The organism is Dinghuibacter sp. (genome assembly GCF_035492835.1).
GTDB lineage: Bacteria > Bacteroidota > Bacteroidia > Chitinophagales > Chitinophagaceae > Dinghuibacter.
In genome coordinates this window covers 1-19,392 of record NZ_DATJIY010000183.1, presented here as the reverse complement: position 1 = coordinate 19,392, position 19,392 = coordinate 1, and the positions used below count along the sequence as shown (strand labels likewise).

Genomic DNA, 19,392 nt, shown 5'->3' with positions numbered 1-19,392 from the left:
AGTTGATGGGGCCGGGACCGCCGCGCATACGCCAGCCCGTTACCGGTTTCGGATCGACAAAGGAACCGGCGCGCACGGGCTGGTCGATACCGCCCTCGTTCGAATAGTTTTCGACAAAAACGGTGAGCGTCAGCGAATCGGGGGGCAGGTTGGCGAGCGTCCTCGTGTCGGTCGGCCGGTTGGCAAGCGAACCCGTGTCGGACGGCACGATGATCACGGTAAAGGGTTCGTTCCAGCCGTTGTGCACGGCGACGAGGCGGCGGCCGATAAATACCCGCGCGTTCTCGTCTACGCTGGCAAAACGGATGACCATCCGGTCAGCGCCCGGCGCGGGTTTGGGTAGCGTGGTCTGGAACCAGCCGTAGCCCTGGCTTTTATGAAAGGCATCCTGGCCGATGGTATAGGGTTGCCAGCCGGCGGCGGTGGGCGCTGGCGGACCCGCGGCCAGTACGGAAGAATCGGGGGTAACCATCATCCGCCATCCCTGGAGCACCTGTATCGGGGGCGGTCCATTTACGAGCAGCGCTTCGCCAAAGAGCCCCTTGCGGTCGACTTCGTCGACGGGGCCCGTATAACCGGCGAGTTTGTCCCGGCCGTCGTGGGCGGTAAAAACGGCCAGCGTATGACGACCGGCGGTCAGCGTGAGGGGCGCCTGACCGTCCCTGAGGGGAGCGGTGTCCGGCACGCCGTCGAGGAAAAGGGCGGACCGGTCGGCGGCCTGGACCAGCAGCGTATAGTCGCCGGGCCGGTCGACCGACAGCGTCGTCCGGTACCAGGCGTCCGCGGTGGTGTCGCCGTCGGCGTTCATCTGCAGCGGCGTTTCGGAGGACAACCAGCGGCTGTCGTCAAAGGCGGGTTGGGCGGCCTGGGCGCCATCGGCGCGGACCCAGGTGGTGGGGTGGACGACTTCGGGTGAGGGGGCGCGACCGAGGGGTGCCGGAGTCCAGCGGCGCACGCCGGCGACGGTGTATTCGAGGACGGGGCCGCCGGCGTCTTCCGACTCGACGCGGCCGGCGGAGACCTCGCCCACGTAACGTGGCCCGCAAAAGATCGAGGAGTCGACGATCCAGGTGCGGTCGACCCAGTCGCGGCTCATGACGAGGACCCGGAGCGGGCCGGCCTTGACGACGCGGGGCGAGCCGTCGGGGCTAACGATAAGGGGTACCTGCTCCAGGTTACCTTTGACCGTGAGCTGGAGGGAGGCGTGGCTGCCGGGGTCGCCGTAGGTGATCAGCGTGTGGTGCGTCAACGCAAAAATGCGGGCGGTGCAGAAGCCGATCCGGACACCGGCATCCACGGTATAGTCCTGGACGATGGGCACTATCTCGCCGGGCGCCAGGTGGATGGTGTCGGCGGCAAAGATCCGGGTCATGGGCTCGTCGGACGGGTTGTCCATAAAGAGTATCCGGCCGGCGGGGCTCACCCTCTCCCCTTCCGCGCCGGGGCTGCTGCTCTCCAGGATGTCCTGGAAGCTCCGGGCGAACCAGGCCGCACGTTTCATCGCATAGTAGACCGGGCGGAGGTCTCCCCCCTGCCCTACCGCGGCGCCATAGTCGTAGCTGGCGGCGTCCTCGTTGTTGTTGGTGTAGGCGAAATTGCTGCCGCCGTGGGCCATATAATAGTTGTAGCCGTTGCCGCCGCGGGCGATGATCTTCCAGGTGCGGCGCTCGTAGGTGCGGGCGTCCTTTTCCGTGGAGCCGTAACCGTTGTACCAGACGCACCAGAATTCGGTGCTCATCCAGGGGTTCGGGCGGTCGTTGTCGTCCAGCCGGGGCGACTCGCCGGCGGGGTCGCTGTCGTGGTGGAGACCGCTGAAGAAGTAGGGCACCTCGATCCCCGCGGAAAGGGCCTTTTGCTGCAGGAAACGGAAGTACCCGTTGGGCATGACCGTCCCCCACCCCAGGTTGTGCTCGTTCTCGAGCTGGACCAGGACGACGGACCCGCCGCGGCTGACCTGGTTGGCGGCGACGATGGGGAGCAGGTGGTCGAAGTAGCGGCCGGCATAACGCTCGAACGCTTCGTTGGGTTCGCGGACGCTGAGACCGGGTTTGAAGCGTAACCATTCCGGGTAACCGCCGAATTCCCATTCGGCGCAATAATAGGGTCCTACCCTAACGATGGCGTACATCCCCAGCTCGTGGACGAGCTTCAGGAACGCGTCGAGGTCGCGGTCGCCGGTAAAATTAAAGACGCCTTCGGTCTGTTCGTGCCAGTTCCAGAAGGTGTACATCTCGACGCAATTGAACCCGGCGCGCTGGAGACGCAGCAAGCGGTCGCGCCACAGCTCGTGGGGCACGCGGGCGTACTCGATCCCCGCCGAGACCAGGAAAGTCCGGTGTCCGTTGATGACGAAGCCCTTGGCATCGAAGTCGATATGCGCTTTCGCCGCAGGCGCTGCGGGGAAAATATGGTCGTTCGACGACTGGGCAAATGCGGTGTTGAGGGTCAAAAGTGCGGCGAGCGCGGTGACCGCGGCGGCGCGGCCGGTCGTCAAGAGTCCTTTAATCGGCATCCTTGTATTTTTTGTACAGCCATCGCACGGTCTCCACGGCGTCGCCGCGTTGCTGTTCCGTATAGCCGTTCCCGTGAGTATTGACCCAATTCCATTCCCAATCGCGGATATGGGCGTCGAAGTCGGCGGTTTCCATCCGGGCGCCGGTGACCATTTTTTCCCGCAGGTACGCGAAGTACTGTTCCCAGCGGGGCCGGTAAAAGTCGCGGATCAACCCGGCCCATTGCCGGCAGGAATATTCGTGGAGCTCGCTTTCCTTGTCACCCCAAAGCGTGACGAGGTCCCGGGCGTTGCGTTCATACAGGTCCTCCTCGGCGGGGGTCGCGCCCCAGCGCCGCGCGCCCGCGAGCCACCGGCCGAGCAGAAATTCCGACCGGGTGACGAGCAGGGTATCCATGTCGCTCATCAGCTCCAGGAAGGCGTCCGAGTTCCGCTTGAACCCGGCAAAATCGTATTGGAGATAGGCCAGCGCCCAGCGTGACTGGTATCCGGAAGCGCGGTTGGCCAGCACCTGCCGGGTGACGTCCACCAGGTCGTAACGGTAGGCGTCGTCGCTGCCCAGGCTATCGGCGGCGGCTACCATCAGGCTCCAGGCCCGCTCCAATTCGCGGGGGTCGTAGTCGAGCTTGGTCCGGACCCTGTCCGCCCAGCCGTCGGTGGTCGGCCGGGCCACAATGATGGACTCCGGTCCCCCCTCCCCCAGCCCGCCGGCATAAGCCGTGCGCGCCAGGATCGACCAGGCGGAATCCGCCCGGGGGTCGGTCCGGCCATACCGCTGGAGGGTATAGTCGCGCAGCCAGGCGCCCAGATCGATCGCCCGGTCGTTCCATATATTATCGAGCATCAGCTGGTACAACGCGGGGTTCTGCTCTATCCCTTCCATCGTGAGCCCTATCCCCTGCATCTTCCCCGACGCGGGGTTCCGTCGCGCGGCGTCGGGTCCTTCCGCAACAGCCTGCATCCTGCCCCACAGCGAGATATTCCCGCCGAAGTTGTGGAGCATGTTCCAGATCCAGGGCTTGCCATAGTAGGCCTGGGTGCGGTTCCACACGGGATGGGTCTCGGTATAGAGGTCGAGGAGGATCATCTTGTCGTCCGGCACGGCCTTGAGCAGCGCCTGGATCTGGGCCTGTCCCCAGAACGAGGCATTGTAATGGAACATCCAGCCCTGCATCACCCATACGGCGGCGGTGTCTGCCTTCGCCATGGAGGCGTAGACCGCCTTGCTCATCGCGCTCAGGTAGGCGGAATCGTTGGTCGGCGGCACGTTCTCGTTGAACGAGTCGGCGGAATACAGGTGGTCGGTACCGTAAGCCTTTGTCTGGGCCTCGATAAATGCCCGGCCGATGGTTTCGAACAGCGGGTCCGAGGGGTCCAGGATACTGACGTCGGGAAAACCCGCGCCCCAGTTGGTCTTTTTGACTTTCGCCCCGGGAAAATGCTGCGCAAAGGACGGCGGCACGTGCCCCGTGAACGCGGGCAGGACCGGTGTCATACCCATCGCCCGTTCCGCCTGGACGATCTTTTGCTGGAGCGCCTTATGGGTCTCCATCCAATACTTTGGCAGGGGGCCGCCCCACGCATCGATATTCCCCATCCAGAACCAGGCAAAGTACGCCGGTCCGCAAAAAAAGCTGTCCAGCTCAGGCTGCTTGAACCCCATTCCCTTATATACCTCATCCCAAATCGCCTCTTCCCCCGTCAGCGCCAACGGCATGTTGATCCCGTTGAGCGCCATCCAGTCGATCTCCTGCTGCCAACGCTCCCACGTCCACCACGCCATCGAATAATTGAACGTACAGTAATTGAGATAATACCGCCTTTCATACGGCGTCACCCGGTGCGTGCGCTCCGGCAGCGGCAGCGTCGCCGGCAGGGTCGGTCTCGGACACTCCCAGCTCACGAGCACGTGGCAGTAATGCCGCAGGTAATAGTTGAGGGCCGACGCAACGCTAAGCCCATTATTGCCACGCAACACGATGTGCCCGCGGTGCGCGTCGAGTTCGAAGACGTCGCGGCCGCCTTCGGCCGGGATTTCGGCGATCTCAAAGGAAGCGGCGCGGTCGCCCGTGATGCGTTGCAGCAAACCGGCGAGCGCCGGGCGGTCGAAGCCGGGCGGTCGCGCCGCGGCACGGAGGGTTGGCCGCGGGGTTACGGCGTCTTTTGAGGCCGTTTTGCGGGCACCCGCAGCACGGCCGAAAAAGACGCCGTAACCCCGCGGCGGGCACACAAGAAGGCCCCACGCTAGTAAAAGCGCGGGGCCAATAAACGCCCGTTTTCGAAGGAAATTAAGTGTCAAATGCTAATAGTTCGAGTTCTGCAAGATAACACCTTTGCTTTCATCAATAATCTCTTGCGGTATCGGCATGTAATAATCCTTGGGCCGGGTAAAGGTCCGGGGTTGTACTACGGTGTCGGTTAAATAGCCCAGGTTGGGATTGGCCATCTTGGCCTTGCTGACGATCGTGTCGAGGTCGACAAGCTTGTCCTTGTCCCAGCGGAGGAGGTCCTGCCAGCGGATGTTTTCGCCGCCGAGCTCGACGCGGCGCTCGTGAATCAGCTGCGGCATGCCGGCGCCGGCGACGGGTGCCAGACCGGCGCGCTGGCGGACGGCGTTGATTTCCGCGTCGCCGCTGCCCGCGCCGCTCATGCGGATCTTGGCTTCGGCCACGAGGAGGTAGATATCGGAGGAACGCAGCAGGGGTTGCTTGAGGTCGTAGTCGATACCGCCGTCGCCGCTGGGCATATACGCGGTGTATTTACGGATACAATAACCCGTGGTGGTCATGCTCGGCAGGAACCGGCCCGTGGACAGACCGGCCTTGCCCGTAAACATCAGGACCGCGTCCAGGGGGCTGATGATCGTCGTATTGGTCTGGTTCGGCAGCGAGTCGCCGACCTGGATGAGGCTGGCGGTCTTGCGGGCGTCGTTCGGCTCGAACTCATCCACGAAGTTCTGGGTCGGGTGGTGGAAGCCCCACCCCTGCCAGGCGCGGGGGGAGAAATAAGTGCTGATCGCCGAGGCGGGGACGTTGGCGATCTCCTGGTTCTTGTTCCACACGGCAAAAAGGATCTCGGTGTTGCTTTCCTGGTTGCCGAGGGTGAAGTTGAGCGCGTAGCTTTGGGCCAGGGCGTAGTTCGGGTCGTTCACGACGAGGGAGCCGTACTGGATGGCCTGCTGGAACTTGTCCTCGACCATATAGAGCTTGCAGAGCATGCCCCAGGCAGCGCCTTTCGGGACGCGGCCCTTGTCGGCGTCGTCGTATGTCTCCGGCAGCAGGCTGGCTGCTTGTAGGAGGTCGCTCTCGACCAGGGCGCGGACCGAATCCACCGAGGACTTGGGTACGTTATAGTTCCCCGACACGACGTTGGCTTCGGTGATGATGGGCACCTCGCCATAAATATTGCTCAGGATAAAGTAGGCATAGGCGCGGAGGAAATATGCCTCGCCCATCGAGCGGTCGCGGATGGCGCTGTCCATGACGGGCACCTTCGGGATGTACTGGATGGCGTTGTTGGCACGGCCGATCTGTTCATAGGCGAAGGGCCAGGTGATATAGATCAGCTGCAGGGTGGGATCGGCGTTAAAGCGTTCGATGGCCTTGAAGTCGGGGTGGTCGCCGTCGACCGAAATGTCGTCCGACTGGTCGTCGTAGGCGTAGAGATCGTGCCCGATCCAGTCTTCGGTAAAGAGTACGTTGTAGATGCCCAGTACGCCCGCGATCACGTCGTCCTGGTTGCGCCAGTAGGTGTCGGTCGTGTATTCGCCCGACGGGCTCTGGTCCAGCGGGTGCTTGAGACATCCCTGGATCAGGCTGACCCCGATGGGACCCAGGATGAAGAACAGGATAAACGTCTTATAGTCGGATGTGCGCTTCATCTTCATATTATTGGAAGTTTACGGTGGCTCCCACCATGAAAGTCCGGGTGGCGGGGTATTGGGCTACGTCCACGCCCCTTTGCAGGTTGCCGTCGGTATAGCCGAGCTCGGGGGTATAGCCGGGGTATTTGGTGATCGTAAAGAGGTTGTAGGCGCTTACATAAAAGCGGGCTTCGGGTACCCGCCATTTGTCGAGCGTGATCTGGGGGATCGTATACCCCAGCGACAGCGACCGGAGCGTCACATAGTTCCCCTTGAAAACCCAGAGATCGGAGGACCGGTAGTTGTCGTTGAGGTTATTCACGCTCAGGCGGGGAACGCTGTTGCTGGTCCCCTGGCCATGCCACCGGTTGGCCTGGTCGGCGTACCAGTTGTAGACCTGTGTGGCGTCGATGCCGGAGAGGCGGTCGGCGTCGTAGAGCTTGAAACCCGTGGCCCCGGTGAAGTTGAAGCCCAGGTCGAAATGGGCGTAGGTGGCGGAGCCGTGCAACCCGAAGACAAAACGCGGGTTGGGGTCGCCCAGCCGGACGCGGTCGTTGTCGTCGATCACGCCGTCGTGGTTGATGTCGACGAATTTTACGTCGCCGGCCTGGATGTTGGCCTTGTTCGGGTCGTTGGCGATACCGGGATCGTTGGCCACGTCGGCAGCGGTCTGGTATAGCCCGGCGGTTTTGAAGCCATAGAACGAAGCGATGGGCTGCCCCTCATAGGTGCGCGATATGTCCGCGTTCTCCCGGCCATACGGGGTGGACTGGAGGTAGGTGTTGCTGCCGTAGAGCCTGGTGACCTTGTTCTTGATAAATGAACCGTTGGCGCCCACCGAGTAACCGAGCTTGCCGGCGTGGTTGGCGTAGTTGAGCTCGATCTCCACGCCGCGGTTGTTCAGCGTACCGATGTTATAGTCCGGCAGAGTGATGTTCCCCGGGTCGTCGGGCAGGCTCCGCTGCGCGCCGAAGGTTTCGACGATCTGGTACGGTATCAGCATGTCCGAGGTATTCTTGTTGAACCAGGTAACGGTACCGGTCAGGTGATTCTGGAGGGTGGCGAACTCCAGCGATATGTCCGTGGTGACGGCGCGCTCCCAGGTGATGTTGGGGTTGGCCAGGGAGGTGATGTAGGCGCCGTTCTGGTTCACCGTGGTGGTGCCCAGGTTGTAGCCGTAGCCCCCGCCGCCGGTGCCCCCGCCCCCGCCAACGTTGATGAGGCTGAGGTATTGGAAGTCGCCCACGTTCTGGTTCCCGAGCTGGCCCCAGCCGCCGGTCAGCTTGAGGTGCTGGACCGTCTTTTTGGCGCCTTGGAAGAACTTCTCGTCGGAGATGACCCAGCCCGCGGAGAATGCCGGGAAATAACCCCAGCGCTTGCCCGGTGCAAACTTGCTCGAGCCATCCGCGCGGAAGGTGGCGGTGAGCAGGTATTTGCTCATAAAGGCGTAGTTGCCGCGCACGAAGTAGGACTGGAGACCCCAGGGGTTATAGTCGTAGCCGGAGTTGGCGGCCGAGGAGCTGTTACCCAGGTTGAGCACGCGCTGGTTACCGCTGGTATCGCTAAAACCCGTGCGTGCGGCGGAGAAGTAGTTCCCGCTGTAGGTCTGGGCGGAATAACCGGCCAGCAGGGTCAGCGCGTGCTGCTCGTGGAAGGTATGGTTATACGTCAGGTAGTATTCTTCCAGCAGGGTGTTCTCTTTGGAGAAAGACTGGTTGAGGGACGCGACGGAAGGCCCGCGCGTCTGGTCGGGCATTGCGTTGGAGAACTGGTAGTATTCGGCCGTATTATGGTCGATGCCATAGTTGGCGCGCAGCTTCAGCCCCTCGATGATGTCCAGCTCCAGGTAGGCGTTGCCGAGCACGCGGTTGACCTTATTGTATTGCTGGATTTCGTGGGCGGTGGCGACGGGGTTGTTGATGTCGCCCAGCTGGTTATCCGCCTGGGAGGTGCCCCAGGTGCCGTCGGGGTTGACGACCGGGATGGCGGGATTAAAGCGGATCGCGCTCCATACAAGACCCGTCTGGGAGGAGCTCGTATTGGGCGCGGCGCCGTCGGTGAAGGAGTATACGAGGTTCTCGCCCAGCTTCAGGCGGCCGAATTTGAATTCCGAGTTGATCCGGGGGCTGTAGCGCTTGAAATACGAGTTCGGGATCATCCCGTTCTCGTTGTAGTAGTTCCCGGAAAACGCGAAGTTGGCGTGCTCGCTACCGCCGCGGATCGCCACGTCCGCGTTCTGGACGTTACCGGTGCCCATCAGCGCCTTTTGCCAGTTGGTGCGGGTCGTGTCATAGTAAGGGTTGTTCCAAACCGCGGGCACCGACGCGCCGTCGTTGGTGTAGGCTTCCTTTTTAAGACTCACCAGCTGGGTCGCGTCGAGCATGGGCAGGAACTTTACGGGGCTCTTGGTGCCCGCATACAGGTTGACGTTACCGCGGAGCGCCTGACCGTAGTTGCCGTGACGGGTGGTGATGAGGACGACGCCGTTGGCCGCGCGGCTACCGTAGATGGCCGAGGCGGAAGCGTCCTTTAATATTTCGATGGAAGCGATGTCGTTCGGGTTGACGTCGTTGAGACCGCCGGAAGGCACTCCGTCGATGACGACCAGCGGATCGGCGTTGTTGATGGTCCCGGTGCCCAGGACACGAATCGACGGGATGCTACCCGGGGAGCCGTCCTGGTGGACGATGTCGACGCCGGTCGCGCGTCCGTCGATGGCGTCGGCCGCGTTGCTCACGGGGAGGTTGGCGATGTCGCCCCCCTTGACGCTGCTGATGCTGCCGGTGACGTCGCTTTTCTTTTGCGAGCCGTAACCCACGACGACGACGTCGGCCAGACCGGTGGCGTTGGTTTGCATTTTGACCTCGATGGTGCGGCGGCCGCCCAGGGAAATCGCCTGTTCCTTATAACCGACAGAGCTGATAACCAATTGCGCGTTTTCGGGCGCCTTGATGCTGAAATTCCCGTTGTCATCGGTGACGACGGCCTTGCCGCTGGACCGGACCTTGACGGTGACGCCGGTCAGGGGCTTACCGTTGTCGTCGGTGACGTGACCCTTTACCGTAACCTCCGACGTGTCGACGCCGGGAGCGCCCCCCACGGGGGATATGATAACCTTGTGCTGCTCGGTGATGGCGTAGGTGAACTTGCCCGCCAGGACCTGGTCCAGGATGCTGTTGAGGGGCGAGTTCGTTACGTCCAGGTTGACCCGGCCGAGCGTTTTCAGATAATCGTCGTTGTAAAAAAAGAGATAGCTGCTTTCCTTCTGGATCACCTTGAAGATCTGGTCGACCTGGGTGTTCCTGAAGTGCAGGCTGAACGTTTCCTGGGAATAGCCCTTGGCGGAGACCTGCATACACGCAGCCACCGCCAGCACCAGACCTAATTTCATGAGCAGTAGACGTTTCATACTTTCGTTTTGGTAGTAAAGACCGTGACTTTTTTGCCTTCTATGTGATAGTCGAAATGGGTGGTCATTTTCAGGATGTCGAATACCTGCTGGAGGGTCTCCCGGTCAAAGGTGCCGCTGACGTGGGTGTCCTTTAACCCGTCGTTGGCAAAGTCGATCTGCACGTCGTATTTCCTCTCCAGCTCCCGGGCTACTTCGTCAAAGGTGTCGTCGTTGAATTCCAGCTTATCGTCCAGCCAGGCCGTTTCGGCGAGGTTGTTCTTGTCGTCCGGGCTGGCCGTGCGTACCTGGTAGCGCAGCGCGTTTGCCAGTATCTTGGATTGATCCAGCTTCATTTCCACGTTCGGCACCACCAGCTTCTCATGCGGGGCCAGCGTCACGCTCCGGTCCGGGTTGTCGTCGAGCGTCACCTGGACGCGCCCGCTCACGAGCGTGGTGGTGATGTCGGGGTCGGTTTTATACGCCTTTACGTCGAAGCTCGTGCCGAGTACCTTTACGGTCATCTTCCCGGCGTGGACCAGGAAGGGTTTGGAGGGTTGCGACGCCACGTCGAAAAAGGCTTCGCCGTCGAGGGTCACTTCGCGGTCCGCGCCGGTAAAGGCGTCCGGGTAGACCAGGCGGCTGCCGGCGTTGAGCCAGATCCTGGTGCCGTCCGGCAGGACGATGGCCTTCCGGTCGCCGTTGGCCACCCTAAGGCTGGTCTGCGGGATACGGGACTGGTCCTTTTGGAGGACTTTTGTTATGCCGGCCGCGGCGACCAGGAGGGCAACGGCCGCGGCTATGCGCGTCCAGCGAATCGGACGTACCGGGGTTTTAAGGGGCTCCCCCGGGTCATCCGCGGCCATCGCGCCCGTTTCGCCCTTTAAGCCTTTTAAGCGTCCGGCCAGGTGCCGCCACCCGGTCTCGGTCACCTCCTGTGCGGGTACTTCCTTCTCTATGTGTTCCTGTCCCCCCTTTAGCGCGTCTACGACCTCCCGGAGATAACCGTGCGTCGGACTGGCGCCAGCGAGGCGGTCCAGCTCCTCCAGTTCCCCAGGCGTCGCGGTCCGTCCCAATTTCTTGGCCATCAGCTCGATAATCCGGGCGTTTTCCATTGAATGATCCTTCATGTGCTGTCAAGGACACGGCGGCGGCCGGAAATTCTTAAAAGAATTTAACATTTTTTCCCGTGGGCTAGCGCGGTGTCGGACGCCGCGGGTCAGACCCGAATCTTATACTCCTGGAGGGAAGGCCGGAGCAGCTCTTCGAGCTTTTTGAGGGCGATGGTCAGTTGGGTAGTGACGGTCTTGTAAGAAATGTCGAGGATTTCCGCGACTTCGGTGGCGGACAGGCCGTCTTCCTTGACGAGCTTGAAGATGAGCTTACAGCGGGGCGGCAGGGTGTCGATGGATTGGGCGATCTTTTTGCGGAGCTCGGTGGTGACGAGCATGGACTCCGGGTCGGGGCTGAGGTAGAAGTGGTCGACCGCGAGCTCGTCGGTGGTTACTTTTTTCCGGAGGTAGTTGGAGGCGGTGTTCTTTACAGCCACGTAAAGATAGACGCTGAGGTTTTTGATCTGGTCGATACGGCCGCGGTTCTGCCAAAGCTTGAGGAAGACGTCGTTGACGATCTCCTCCGCGGTCTCCTTGCTGCGCACGAATGCAAAGGCGAACTGGAACAGGCGGAAGGCCTGGGCCCGGTAGAGCTCCTCAAAAGCAGTTTCGTCGTTGGCGAATTGTATTCTGTACAGCAGTTGTTGCATAACCCTCTACTCTGGTTCGATGACTTGTACAGGTCCGTTATTTTTGGCGGCTACGATCAACGTTTTACCGTCGCTGCGCAGCGTTATAATATTACGAATATCCCCGGATAAATGCAACGCATCCGGCCTTAAGGATACGGGTTGGAAGTTACCCCTTGCGTCGCCTTTTACATACAGGCCGTAGCTACCGTCCAACGGCCCCTGTTGCACCCTCATGGGGTAGAAGTTCCCGGCCAGCAGGAGGCCGCCTTGCGGCAAATCCGTGACGACCCCGTTAACGGCGCTGATCTGTGCTTCTACCGGTAGCGGCAGCACGTCGAAGTGCTTTTTCCCATCGTTGTGCAGCACCACGCTTTGCATGGTTTGGATGGTATCGGTTTTGGCAGCCTTGAGCTGCTCCGGCGAAAACATATCCGCCAGCTGGGCGTCCGCGTAGTCTTTATACCGGCCAAACTTCTTTTGCAGCGAAGGCATCTGGTCGAAAAGCTCGTCGCGGGTCACCGCGGGGTAGCTTTTACCCCCATTATAATAGCACAGGATCGGGTCGATGACGCCATCGCCGTCGAAATCGGCGTAGGTGACCGTGAGGGGCTCGGTCTTCGACGCCTTGTATTGGGTGTTGAGGCCCATGTTGCCCACAATGAGATCGCCGGCGCTGTCCGCGGCGATCCGGCACCACCAGCCGTGGGTGTCTGCCAGCCCCCATGCGGCAGTGGCATTTACCAGCTCGCCGTGATGGTTCTCAAAAACGGTTATGGGCGCAAATGGACCTACGACCACCAGGTCTTGCCAACCGTCCTTATCCAGGTCGGTCCATAAGGCGTCCGATACCATACCGGCGCCGGGAACCGGCACTTTGGTGAATTGTATGTGACCTGGCGTACTGACGTTCTTTAAAAGAAAGCTCTCCGGCGGGTCGGGGAACATGCCCGGTTTTACATAGCCGCCCACGAATACATCGACCTTGCCGTCATGGTCCATATCAGCCGCGCGGGCGCAGGCGCCGCTTACGGTTTCCACGGGTAGAGCATCTCTCGCTTCGGTGAAGTTACCATGACCGTCATTACGGAGCAGATGGTCCTGGTAGTGTTTGTCGCCCAACGGGTAATCCGCGCCGCCGCTGACCAGGTAGAGGTCGGGGTATCCGTCGCCATCCGCGTCGAAGAAAACGGCGCCGGCGACGGTGTAGTCGGTTGGGAGACTCCATGTTTTTGCAAACCGGCCGTCTTTTTGCTGCACGTAAAGTACGCTCGTGCGCCCGGCGGAGCCGCCGATAAAGAGGTCGTCGAGGCCGTCGCCGTTGACGTCGGCTTTCGCGAGGCAGGGGCCGACCTTGGAGATTTGGTAAGGGAGCAGGGGGGATATCTTGAAGTCGACGGCGGTGTTGGCGGTGTCGGTGAAAAGGATGCCGGAGGCGGTGGTTACGTCGGCGAATTTCGGCTTTTTGTCGACGATGAAGAACCCGAAGCCGTCCTGTATCTTCATCATCCTGGACTCGTCGAGGACCAGGGTCGTGTCTGCGCGGACGTTTTCCAGGACCGAGATAAGCCCTGAAGTCCACTTGACCTTTATCGCCTTTATCACGCTGTCCTTACCCAGCCCGATATGCATAACGGGGTCGACGGACGACTGGAATCCCCGGTTGGGGTATTCCTCGTAGTACTGTGCCGCGCTGTCGGTCATGACCATGACCTTCGCGCCGATGCCATAGGTATTTTTCCCGGCGCCCTTCAGGCGGAGGCGGAGCCAGTGGCGGTGGAGCGTTTCGGAGGCGTTGTTTTTATAGATGAGGGCGGGGCCGTTGAGGTTGTTGACCACGAGGTCGAGGTCGCCGTCGCCGTCGAGGTCCACGTAGGCGGCGCCGTTATGGATGCCGGGGCTGGTGATGCCCCAGTCCTGGCCCACGTTGGTGAAACAAAGGTTGCGGTCGTTGCGGAACATGTAGCATTCCAGGGGCGTGGAGGGCATTTCCTGGACGAGCTTCCACATGGCGCTTTTATCGTCGGCGGCCTTGTCTTTGAACGCATATGAATTTGAATAACCGGAGGTGTATTTGACGAAGTCGAGGTTCGTCATGTCGCGCAGGATGCCGTTGGTGATAAAGAGGTCCTTCCAGCCGTCGTTGTCGAAGTCGGCAAAAAGGGGCGACCAGCTCCAGTCGGTGTTGGACATGCCGGCGAGCTGCCCCAATTCACTAAAGACGGGCATTCCGCTGGTGTCGTTGCCGTTGTTGAGCTGGAGGGTGTTGCGCATCTGCTGGTGGTGGAGACCGTGGTCCACGCGCAGGGTGTACTTATCGTAACCGTCCGCGCCCCGGAGCAGCTTTTGGCGGTGGTTGTCCTCGGGGAGCATGTCGAGGACCGCGACGTCGGGCAGGCCGTCGTTGTTGTAGTCGGCCATATCGGAGCCCATGGCGAACTCGGAGATATGACCCGCGGCCTTGTCGAGGACCTCGCGGAAGGTGCCGTCGTGGTTATTCAGGTAGAGGAAGTCGCGTTCGTCATAGTCGTTGGTGGTATAGATGTCCGGCCAGCCGTCCCCGTTGACGTCGCCGATCGACACGCTGAGACCGAAGTTCAGCCCGCTCCCATAGATACCGGCCTGCTCGCTGACGTCGGTGAAGTGTCCTCCGTCGTTCCGGTAAAGGCGGTTGCCAAAACGGGGGTTGCGTGTGTTGCGCAGGTGCTCGGTATTGTAGAACGGGTTGAAGAACATGTCGGCGTGGTTGACCATGAACATGTCCAGGTCGCCGTCGTTGTCCATGTCAAAAAAGGCTACCGTCGTCGTATAGGTGCCGGGTGCGGCCAGGCCGTAGGCCTGGGCGGACTCGGTAAACGTGGGCACCCCGTTTTTCACACCATTATTGATGTAAAGCTCGTTGCGGCGCGCGGAATCGGGGCCGGGGCCGGAATAACAGAGATAAATGTCCAGCAGCCCGTCGCCGTTGACGTCGGCCATGACGGCGCCGGTTTTCCAACGGGGTCGTCCCCCTACCCCGGCCTTGTCGGTGATGTCCTCGAATTGGAAGTTGCCCTTGTTGAGGTAGAGCTTGTCGGGCCCCATGTTGGAGACCAGGTAGATGTCAGGCAGGCCGTCGCCGTTGACGTCGCCTACGGCTACGCCTCCACCGTTATATATATACTCGTAGGTAAGGACGTTGTAATTCGAGTCCTCTTGTATGTCGTTCCGGAAATCGATATGGGTGTCCGCCGCGGGCAGCTCGGTGAACAGTGTGGTCTTCTTGGGAGTACAAGACCACAACATACACAAGCAGCCAATGACAACCAGGCACCTTACCGGTAAGAAGATCATTCACAATATTAAATAGCATTACCAAAACCGCCTAATTAATTAAAAGTTTACGCCAGTCCCCTCCCGAGCCATCAGCCGCGAAGAGTCCGATCTTTGTACCGCCGGTGTGTACGATGGATTGTACGTGGAGGACATCCTTACCGTCGGCGCTGACGCGGATGTCGTCGCCTTGTATCCGGATCTTTACGTGGAACCAGTCATCGGGCGACAGCGCCACCGGGTTTTCATACTTGCCCGGGAATTCGGTCCTGAGCCGTCTCCATCCGTAGGCCGGCGCGGCAACATATTGTACCGAGTGGGCCCGTCTGCCGGAGTCCTCGGAACGGAAGTTGAAGGGGCGGAAGTAGACGGCTTCGAACGTAGTGTCGTCGACACCGTGAAAGGCCAAACCGACAAAGCTTCCCTGAAAAATATCCTGGCCCCGGACGTCGAATTCCACCGAACCGTTTTTCAGCGCGTGGTCGTCGAGCCAGGCGATGCCGTCGCCATAGCGGGCGTCCATGTGCATCACCTGGCCGTCGTCGGTAAAGGCGCGGTTGACGATGGTGTAGCTTCCGTGTTTGACCGATGTGCCCAGGGGTTCACCCGGGAGCGGCGCGACGGTGAGGTTGGCGAAATCGCCGTCGAGACCGTCCGCCCAAAGACCCAACAGATCGCCCTCCAGGGGTTTGAAGGCCTTTATTTGTAATGAGGGTTCGGAGGAATGGTTGACAAAAACGGTGACATACCCGTGTGACACGACAATGGTGGCGTGGAACCAGCCGTTCGGGTCGGGGATGGGGTTGACGATGTTTTCGTATTGATAGGGATAATTCTTGCGGAGATAGTCGTAGGGGGCGTCGGGCATGGACGTGTACTGGACCATCCAGTGGTGACGCGCGGTGTCCGGGTGGCGGAAGTTGAACGGCCGGAAACAGATGTTTTCGTAGTGGAGCGTGTCGGTCCCGTGGAAGGCGAGCCCAAGGAAACTTTTCAGGAAAACGTCCTTGCCGCGCAGGTCCATTTCCAGGATGCCCTCCCTGAAATGGACGTCCTTTAACCAAACGATGCCGTGGGCGGACACGGCGTTCATGGGCGCCAGACCGGTTTGCCGGGGCAGGTCGATCTTTTGTTGCGCGGTGGCCGTTGTCGTTGCTATCACGGCGGCAATGAGGAGCGGTTTGAACATTGTGCAGTTTTGCGCTAATTTTAAACCGGGCGCGCCTGATTTCCATGTGCAAGCCCGTTCAAGTTCGTTCACACTGATTGTCAATGCCGCCAGAGATTAAACATTTGTTGCAAACGATCGAGCGCCAGCTGGGTTGGGGGGAGCCGGGTCAGTGGCAAAGCCGCGATTTCGACAAGCTCAACCAGCTCATCCTCGACAAGACCGGGGTCTCGCTGAGCGCGAGCACGCTCAAACGGGTGTGGGGACGCGTGCAGTATGAGAGCGCGCCGAGCGCGGTGACGCTGGATGCGCTGGCGCGGTTTGCGGGGTATGAGGGCTTTCGCGCTTTTGCGGGGGCTGCGCCGGCTACGGCTTTGCGGCGCCCGGTGCGCTGGCGTCGCCTGGTGGCCGCGCTGTTTATCGTCCTGGCATTGGGGGCCGTCGCGGCATTTGCCTTCCGGCGGCATGCGCGCCCTGCCGGCGACTTCCGCTTCACCAGCCGCACGGTGGTCACCCGCGGGGTGCCGAACTCGGTGGTATTCGATTATAGCGCGCCTTCCGGCGACTCGGTGTTTATCCAACAATCCTGGGACCCCACGCGAACCGAACCCGTCGAGCCGGGTACGCACCAGCATACCTCCATCTATTACCGGCCCGGGTTTTTCCGCGCCAAGCTCAGGGTCGATACTTTTATCATGTGCGAGCACAACCTGTTGATCGGCACGGACGGGTGGCTGGGGATGGTGGAGAACGAGCCCGTGCCGATGTATTTAAAGCCATCCGAGTTCCTGTTGGACAGCCTGATGCGGTTACCGGCCCCCGTGTACGCGCAAAAGGTGTCGGCGCGCCAGGGCGAGCCGCCGAAGACGCGGTTCTTCAACGTCGGAAATTTCGATCCGGTACCCGTGGGACGGCTGTCGTTCAGCGCGGACGTTTTTAACGAGTATGGGGAAGGCCCCGGCATCTGCCGCTTCTCCAAGGTCTACCTGATCACCGATGACGGGAACGGCGCTATCCTGTTCCCGTTTGCCATGAAGGGATGCGTCTCGGACATATCCGTTTTTTGCGTGGACCACGGCGCGTCGGGCAAGAATGCCGACCTGTCAGGCTTCGGGCTCGATTCCGTGGGTTGGGCGCACCTGGTGTGCCGCTCGGATGGCCGCGAGATGTCGTTCTGGGTGAACGACCGGCTGGCGTACCGCACGCCGCTGCCGGCGGCCAGGTCCAACGTCGTGGGGGTGGAATTCGTGTTCGTGGGGACCGGCGCGGTGCGCAAAGTGCGTTTGGCCAACCAGGATAAAACCGTATTACAAGCTTTTTGATATGACCATTGCCTCCTCTCTTGTTCAACACCTGGTCGCTGCCGGCGTGCAGCGCGTACACGGCGTCGTGGGCGATTCGCTCAATGCCATCGTCGAAGAAATCCATAAAGACGGCCGCCTGGAGTGGGTACACTACCGGCATGAAGAAGCCGCCGCTTTTGCGGCGGGGGCCGAAGCCCAGCTCACCGGCCGGCTGGCGGTTTGCGCCGGCAGCTGCGGCCCCGGCAACCTGCACCTGATCAATGGGCTCTACGACGCGCACCGCAGCGGGGCGCCCCTGCTGGCCATCGCCGCGCACATCCCTTCCGGCGAGATCGGCACGTCGTACTTCCAGGAGACCAACCCGGCACAGCTCTTCCAGGAGTGCAGCCACTACCGCGAAACCATCGGTTCCGCGCGCCAGATGCCGCGCGTGCTCCAGATGGCGATGCAACACGCCATCGGGCTTAGCGGCGTGGGGGTGGTCATCCTGTCGGGCGACGTGGCGATGGAGTCTGCCGGCGACGGGGCGTTGAACCACCCGCCGTTGGTGGCTCACCCGGTGATACGGCCATCGGATATAGAGCTAGGGCAGCTCGCTTCCTTGATTTCCGCGTCTACGCGTATCACCTTGCTGTGCGGCGCCGGCTGCGCCGGCGCGCACGATGAGCTGATCGCGCTCGCGGGCAAGCTCCTCTCCCCCATCGTCCACGCCCTCCGCGGCAAGGAGCACGTCGCCTACGATAACCCGTTTGACGTGGGGATGACCGGGCTCATCGGTTTTGCGTCGGGTTACCGGGCTGTCAAGGATGCGGATTTGCTGCTCATGCTCGGTACCGACTTTCCGTATAAGGACTTTTACCCGGAAAAGGCCACCGTCATCCAGGTCGACCGCCGTCCCGAACGACTCGGCCGGCGTTGCCGCGTGGACCTGGGGCTGGTGGGGAATGTGAAGGATACGATTTCGGCGTTGTTGCCGCTGGTGGCGGCGCGGACGGACCGGTCTTTCCTGGATGCCTGTCTGGGGCGGTTTGCTTCCTCTACCGAAAAGTTGCTGTCACGGGCTGGTTTAAGCGACGGCTCCGGCATCCACCCAGAATACCTGACACACATCGTTTCTTCGCTGGCGGCGCCGGACGCCATTTTCACGTGCGACGTCGGCGAGCCCACCGTATGGGCCGCGCGCTATGTGTCGATGACCCGCGACCGTCGCCTGATCGGGTCCTTCAACCACGGCTCGATGGCCAGCGCCATGCCCCAGGCGATCGGCGCCCAGCTCACCTACCCGGGGCGGCAGGTGGTCTCACTTTCAGGGGACGGGGGTTTTGCAATGCTGATGGGCGACCTGCTGACCATCCGGCAATACAAGCTGCCGGTGAAGATCGTGATCTTCAATAACGGGACCCTGGGTTTTGTCGCGATGGAAATGAAGGTAGCGGGTATCCAGCCGTTCGGCACCGACCTCGACAACCCCGACTTTGCGGCGATGGCCACGGCCATGGGGATCAAAGGTATCCGAGTGGAAAAGGCGTTGGATGTCGCCGGCGCCGTCCAGGCGGCGCTCGACCACCCCGGTCCGGCCTTGCTGGACGTCGTCGTCAACAGCGCGGAGCTGGTGATGCCGCCCACCATCAAGTTCGAACAAGCCAAGGGGTTTGGGTTGTATGCGCTCAAGCAGTTGTTTGATGGGGAGGGGACGGAGCTGTGGCAGACGCTGCGCACGAATTTTCTGGAGTAGCCGGTTTTGGCATCATTTCGGGAGGTATAGTCATTGGCGGCCCTTGCGCCGTCGGTTACCTTCACGCCTCAATCGTTCTAACCATGGTCAAATACGCCCTCCACGTCGTCCTCGAAGCAAAACCCGGCAAAGAACAGGAAGTCGCGGACTTTATCAAAAGCGCCCTGCCGCTGGCCTGGGCCGAATCCGAAACCATACATTGGTTTGCCTTTCAGACCGGGCCTTCTACTTTTGGCATTTTCGACACCTTTGAAGAACAGTCGGGCAGACAGGCTCATCTTGCCGGCGATATCGCCAAAGCCCTTATGGCCAAAGCCCCGGAGCTGCTGGCAAAGGCGCCGCTCATCGAGCAGCTGGATGTGCTGGCGGC

The 19,392-nt window shown here is 61.1% G+C and carries 11 protein-coding genes; 3 read left to right on the top strand and 8 right to left on the bottom strand.

Going from position 1 to position 19,392, the window contains the following annotated elements:
* The 8 genes from VL547_RS17655 to VL547_RS17620 form a co-directional block, all read right to left on the bottom strand.
* On the bottom strand, positions 1 to 2,512 hold a 2,512-nt coding region (locus tag VL547_RS17655), incomplete at its 3' end, for a beta-galactosidase (RefSeq protein WP_325580316.1).
* Positions 2,502 to 4,598: an alpha-N-acetylglucosaminidase gene (locus tag VL547_RS17650; protein WP_325580314.1), complete on the bottom strand. Its 2,097-nt coding sequence runs from the start codon at positions 4,596 to 4,598 to the stop codon at positions 2,502 to 2,504. The genes VL547_RS17655 and VL547_RS17650, both read right to left, overlap by 11 nt.
* A 216-nt stretch (positions 4,599 to 4,814) precedes the next feature.
* Positions 4,815 to 6,392, bottom strand: a complete 1,578-nt coding sequence (locus VL547_RS17645) for a RagB/SusD family nutrient uptake outer membrane protein (protein WP_325580311.1) — start codon at positions 6,390 to 6,392, stop codon at positions 4,815 to 4,817.
* 7 nt (positions 6,393 to 6,399) lie between these two features.
* Complete coding sequence (locus tag VL547_RS17640) at positions 6,400 to 9,783, bottom strand: TonB-dependent receptor (RefSeq protein ID WP_325580309.1); 3,384 nt, start codon at positions 9,781 to 9,783, stop codon at positions 6,400 to 6,402.
* Positions 9,780 to 10,892, bottom strand: coding sequence for a FecR family protein (locus VL547_RS17635; protein WP_325580307.1), 1,113 nt, complete (start codon positions 10,890 to 10,892; stop codon positions 9,780 to 9,782). Before VL547_RS17635 ends, VL547_RS17640 begins: the two co-directional genes overlap by 4 nt.
* A gap of 89 nt (positions 10,893 to 10,981) precedes the next feature.
* Positions 10,982 to 11,524 carry an RNA polymerase sigma-70 factor gene (locus tag VL547_RS17630; protein ID WP_325580305.1) on the bottom strand — a complete coding sequence of 181 codons (543 nt, stop codon included), beginning with the start codon at positions 11,522 to 11,524 and terminating at the stop codon, positions 10,982 to 10,984.
* A gap of 6 nt (positions 11,525 to 11,530) precedes the next feature.
* Positions 11,531 to 14,788, bottom strand: coding sequence for a VCBS repeat-containing protein (locus tag VL547_RS17625; protein ID WP_325580303.1), 3,258 nt, complete (start codon positions 14,786 to 14,788; stop codon positions 11,531 to 11,533).
* A 79-nt stretch (positions 14,789 to 14,867) separates the two neighbouring features.
* Positions 14,868 to 16,004 carry a hypothetical protein gene (locus tag VL547_RS17620; protein WP_325580301.1) on the bottom strand — a complete coding sequence of 379 codons (1,137 nt, stop codon included), beginning with the start codon at positions 16,002 to 16,004 and terminating at the stop codon, positions 14,868 to 14,870.
* A 104-nt stretch (positions 16,005 to 16,108) separates the two neighbouring features.
* Here VL547_RS17620 and VL547_RS17615 point away from each other — a divergent pair, with 104 nt between their 5' ends.
* The 3 genes from VL547_RS17615 to VL547_RS17605 all read left to right on the top strand — a co-directional run.
* Positions 16,109 to 17,305 (top strand): hypothetical protein, encoded by a 1,197-nt coding sequence (locus VL547_RS17615; RefSeq protein ID WP_325580299.1) that lies wholly within the window; start codon positions 16,109 to 16,111, stop codon positions 17,303 to 17,305.
* Between the two features lies 1 nt (position 17,306).
* Positions 17,307 to 19,022 (top strand): ubiquinone-dependent pyruvate dehydrogenase, encoded by a 1,716-nt coding sequence (poxB, locus tag VL547_RS17610; RefSeq protein WP_325580296.1) that lies wholly within the window; start codon positions 17,307 to 17,309, stop codon positions 19,020 to 19,022.
* Between the two features lie 83 nt (positions 19,023 to 19,105).
* Positions 19,106 to 19,392 (top strand): antibiotic biosynthesis monooxygenase (locus VL547_RS17605; RefSeq protein ID WP_325580294.1); only part of this gene is annotated, 287 nt, incomplete at its 3' end.

Bases quoted from the DNA above. Each gene is read 5' to 3' on its own strand.
- VL547_RS17645 (WP_325580311.1), bottom strand. From the start codon at position 6,392: ATGAAGCGCACATCCGACTATAAGACGTTTATCCTGTTCTTCATCCTG.
- VL547_RS17640 (WP_325580309.1), bottom strand. From the start codon at position 9,783: ATGAAACGTCTACTGCTCATGAAATTAGGTCTGGTGCTGGCGGTGGCT.
- VL547_RS17635 (WP_325580307.1), bottom strand. From the start codon at position 10,892: ATGAAGGATCATTCAATGGAAAACGCCCGGATTATCGAGCTGATGGCC.
- VL547_RS17630 (WP_325580305.1), bottom strand. From the start codon at position 11,524: ATGCAACAACTGCTGTACAGAATACAATTCGCCAACGACGAAACTGCT.
- VL547_RS17625 (WP_325580303.1), bottom strand. From the start codon at position 14,788: ATGTTGTGGTCTTGTACTCCCAAGAAGACCACACTGTTCACCGAGCTG.
- VL547_RS17620 (WP_325580301.1), bottom strand. From the start codon at position 16,004: ATGTTCAAACCGCTCCTCATTGCCGCCGTGATAGCAACGACAACGGCC.
- poxB (WP_325580296.1), top strand. From the start codon at position 17,307: ATGACCATTGCCTCCTCTCTTGTTCAACACCTGGTCGCTGCCGGCGTG.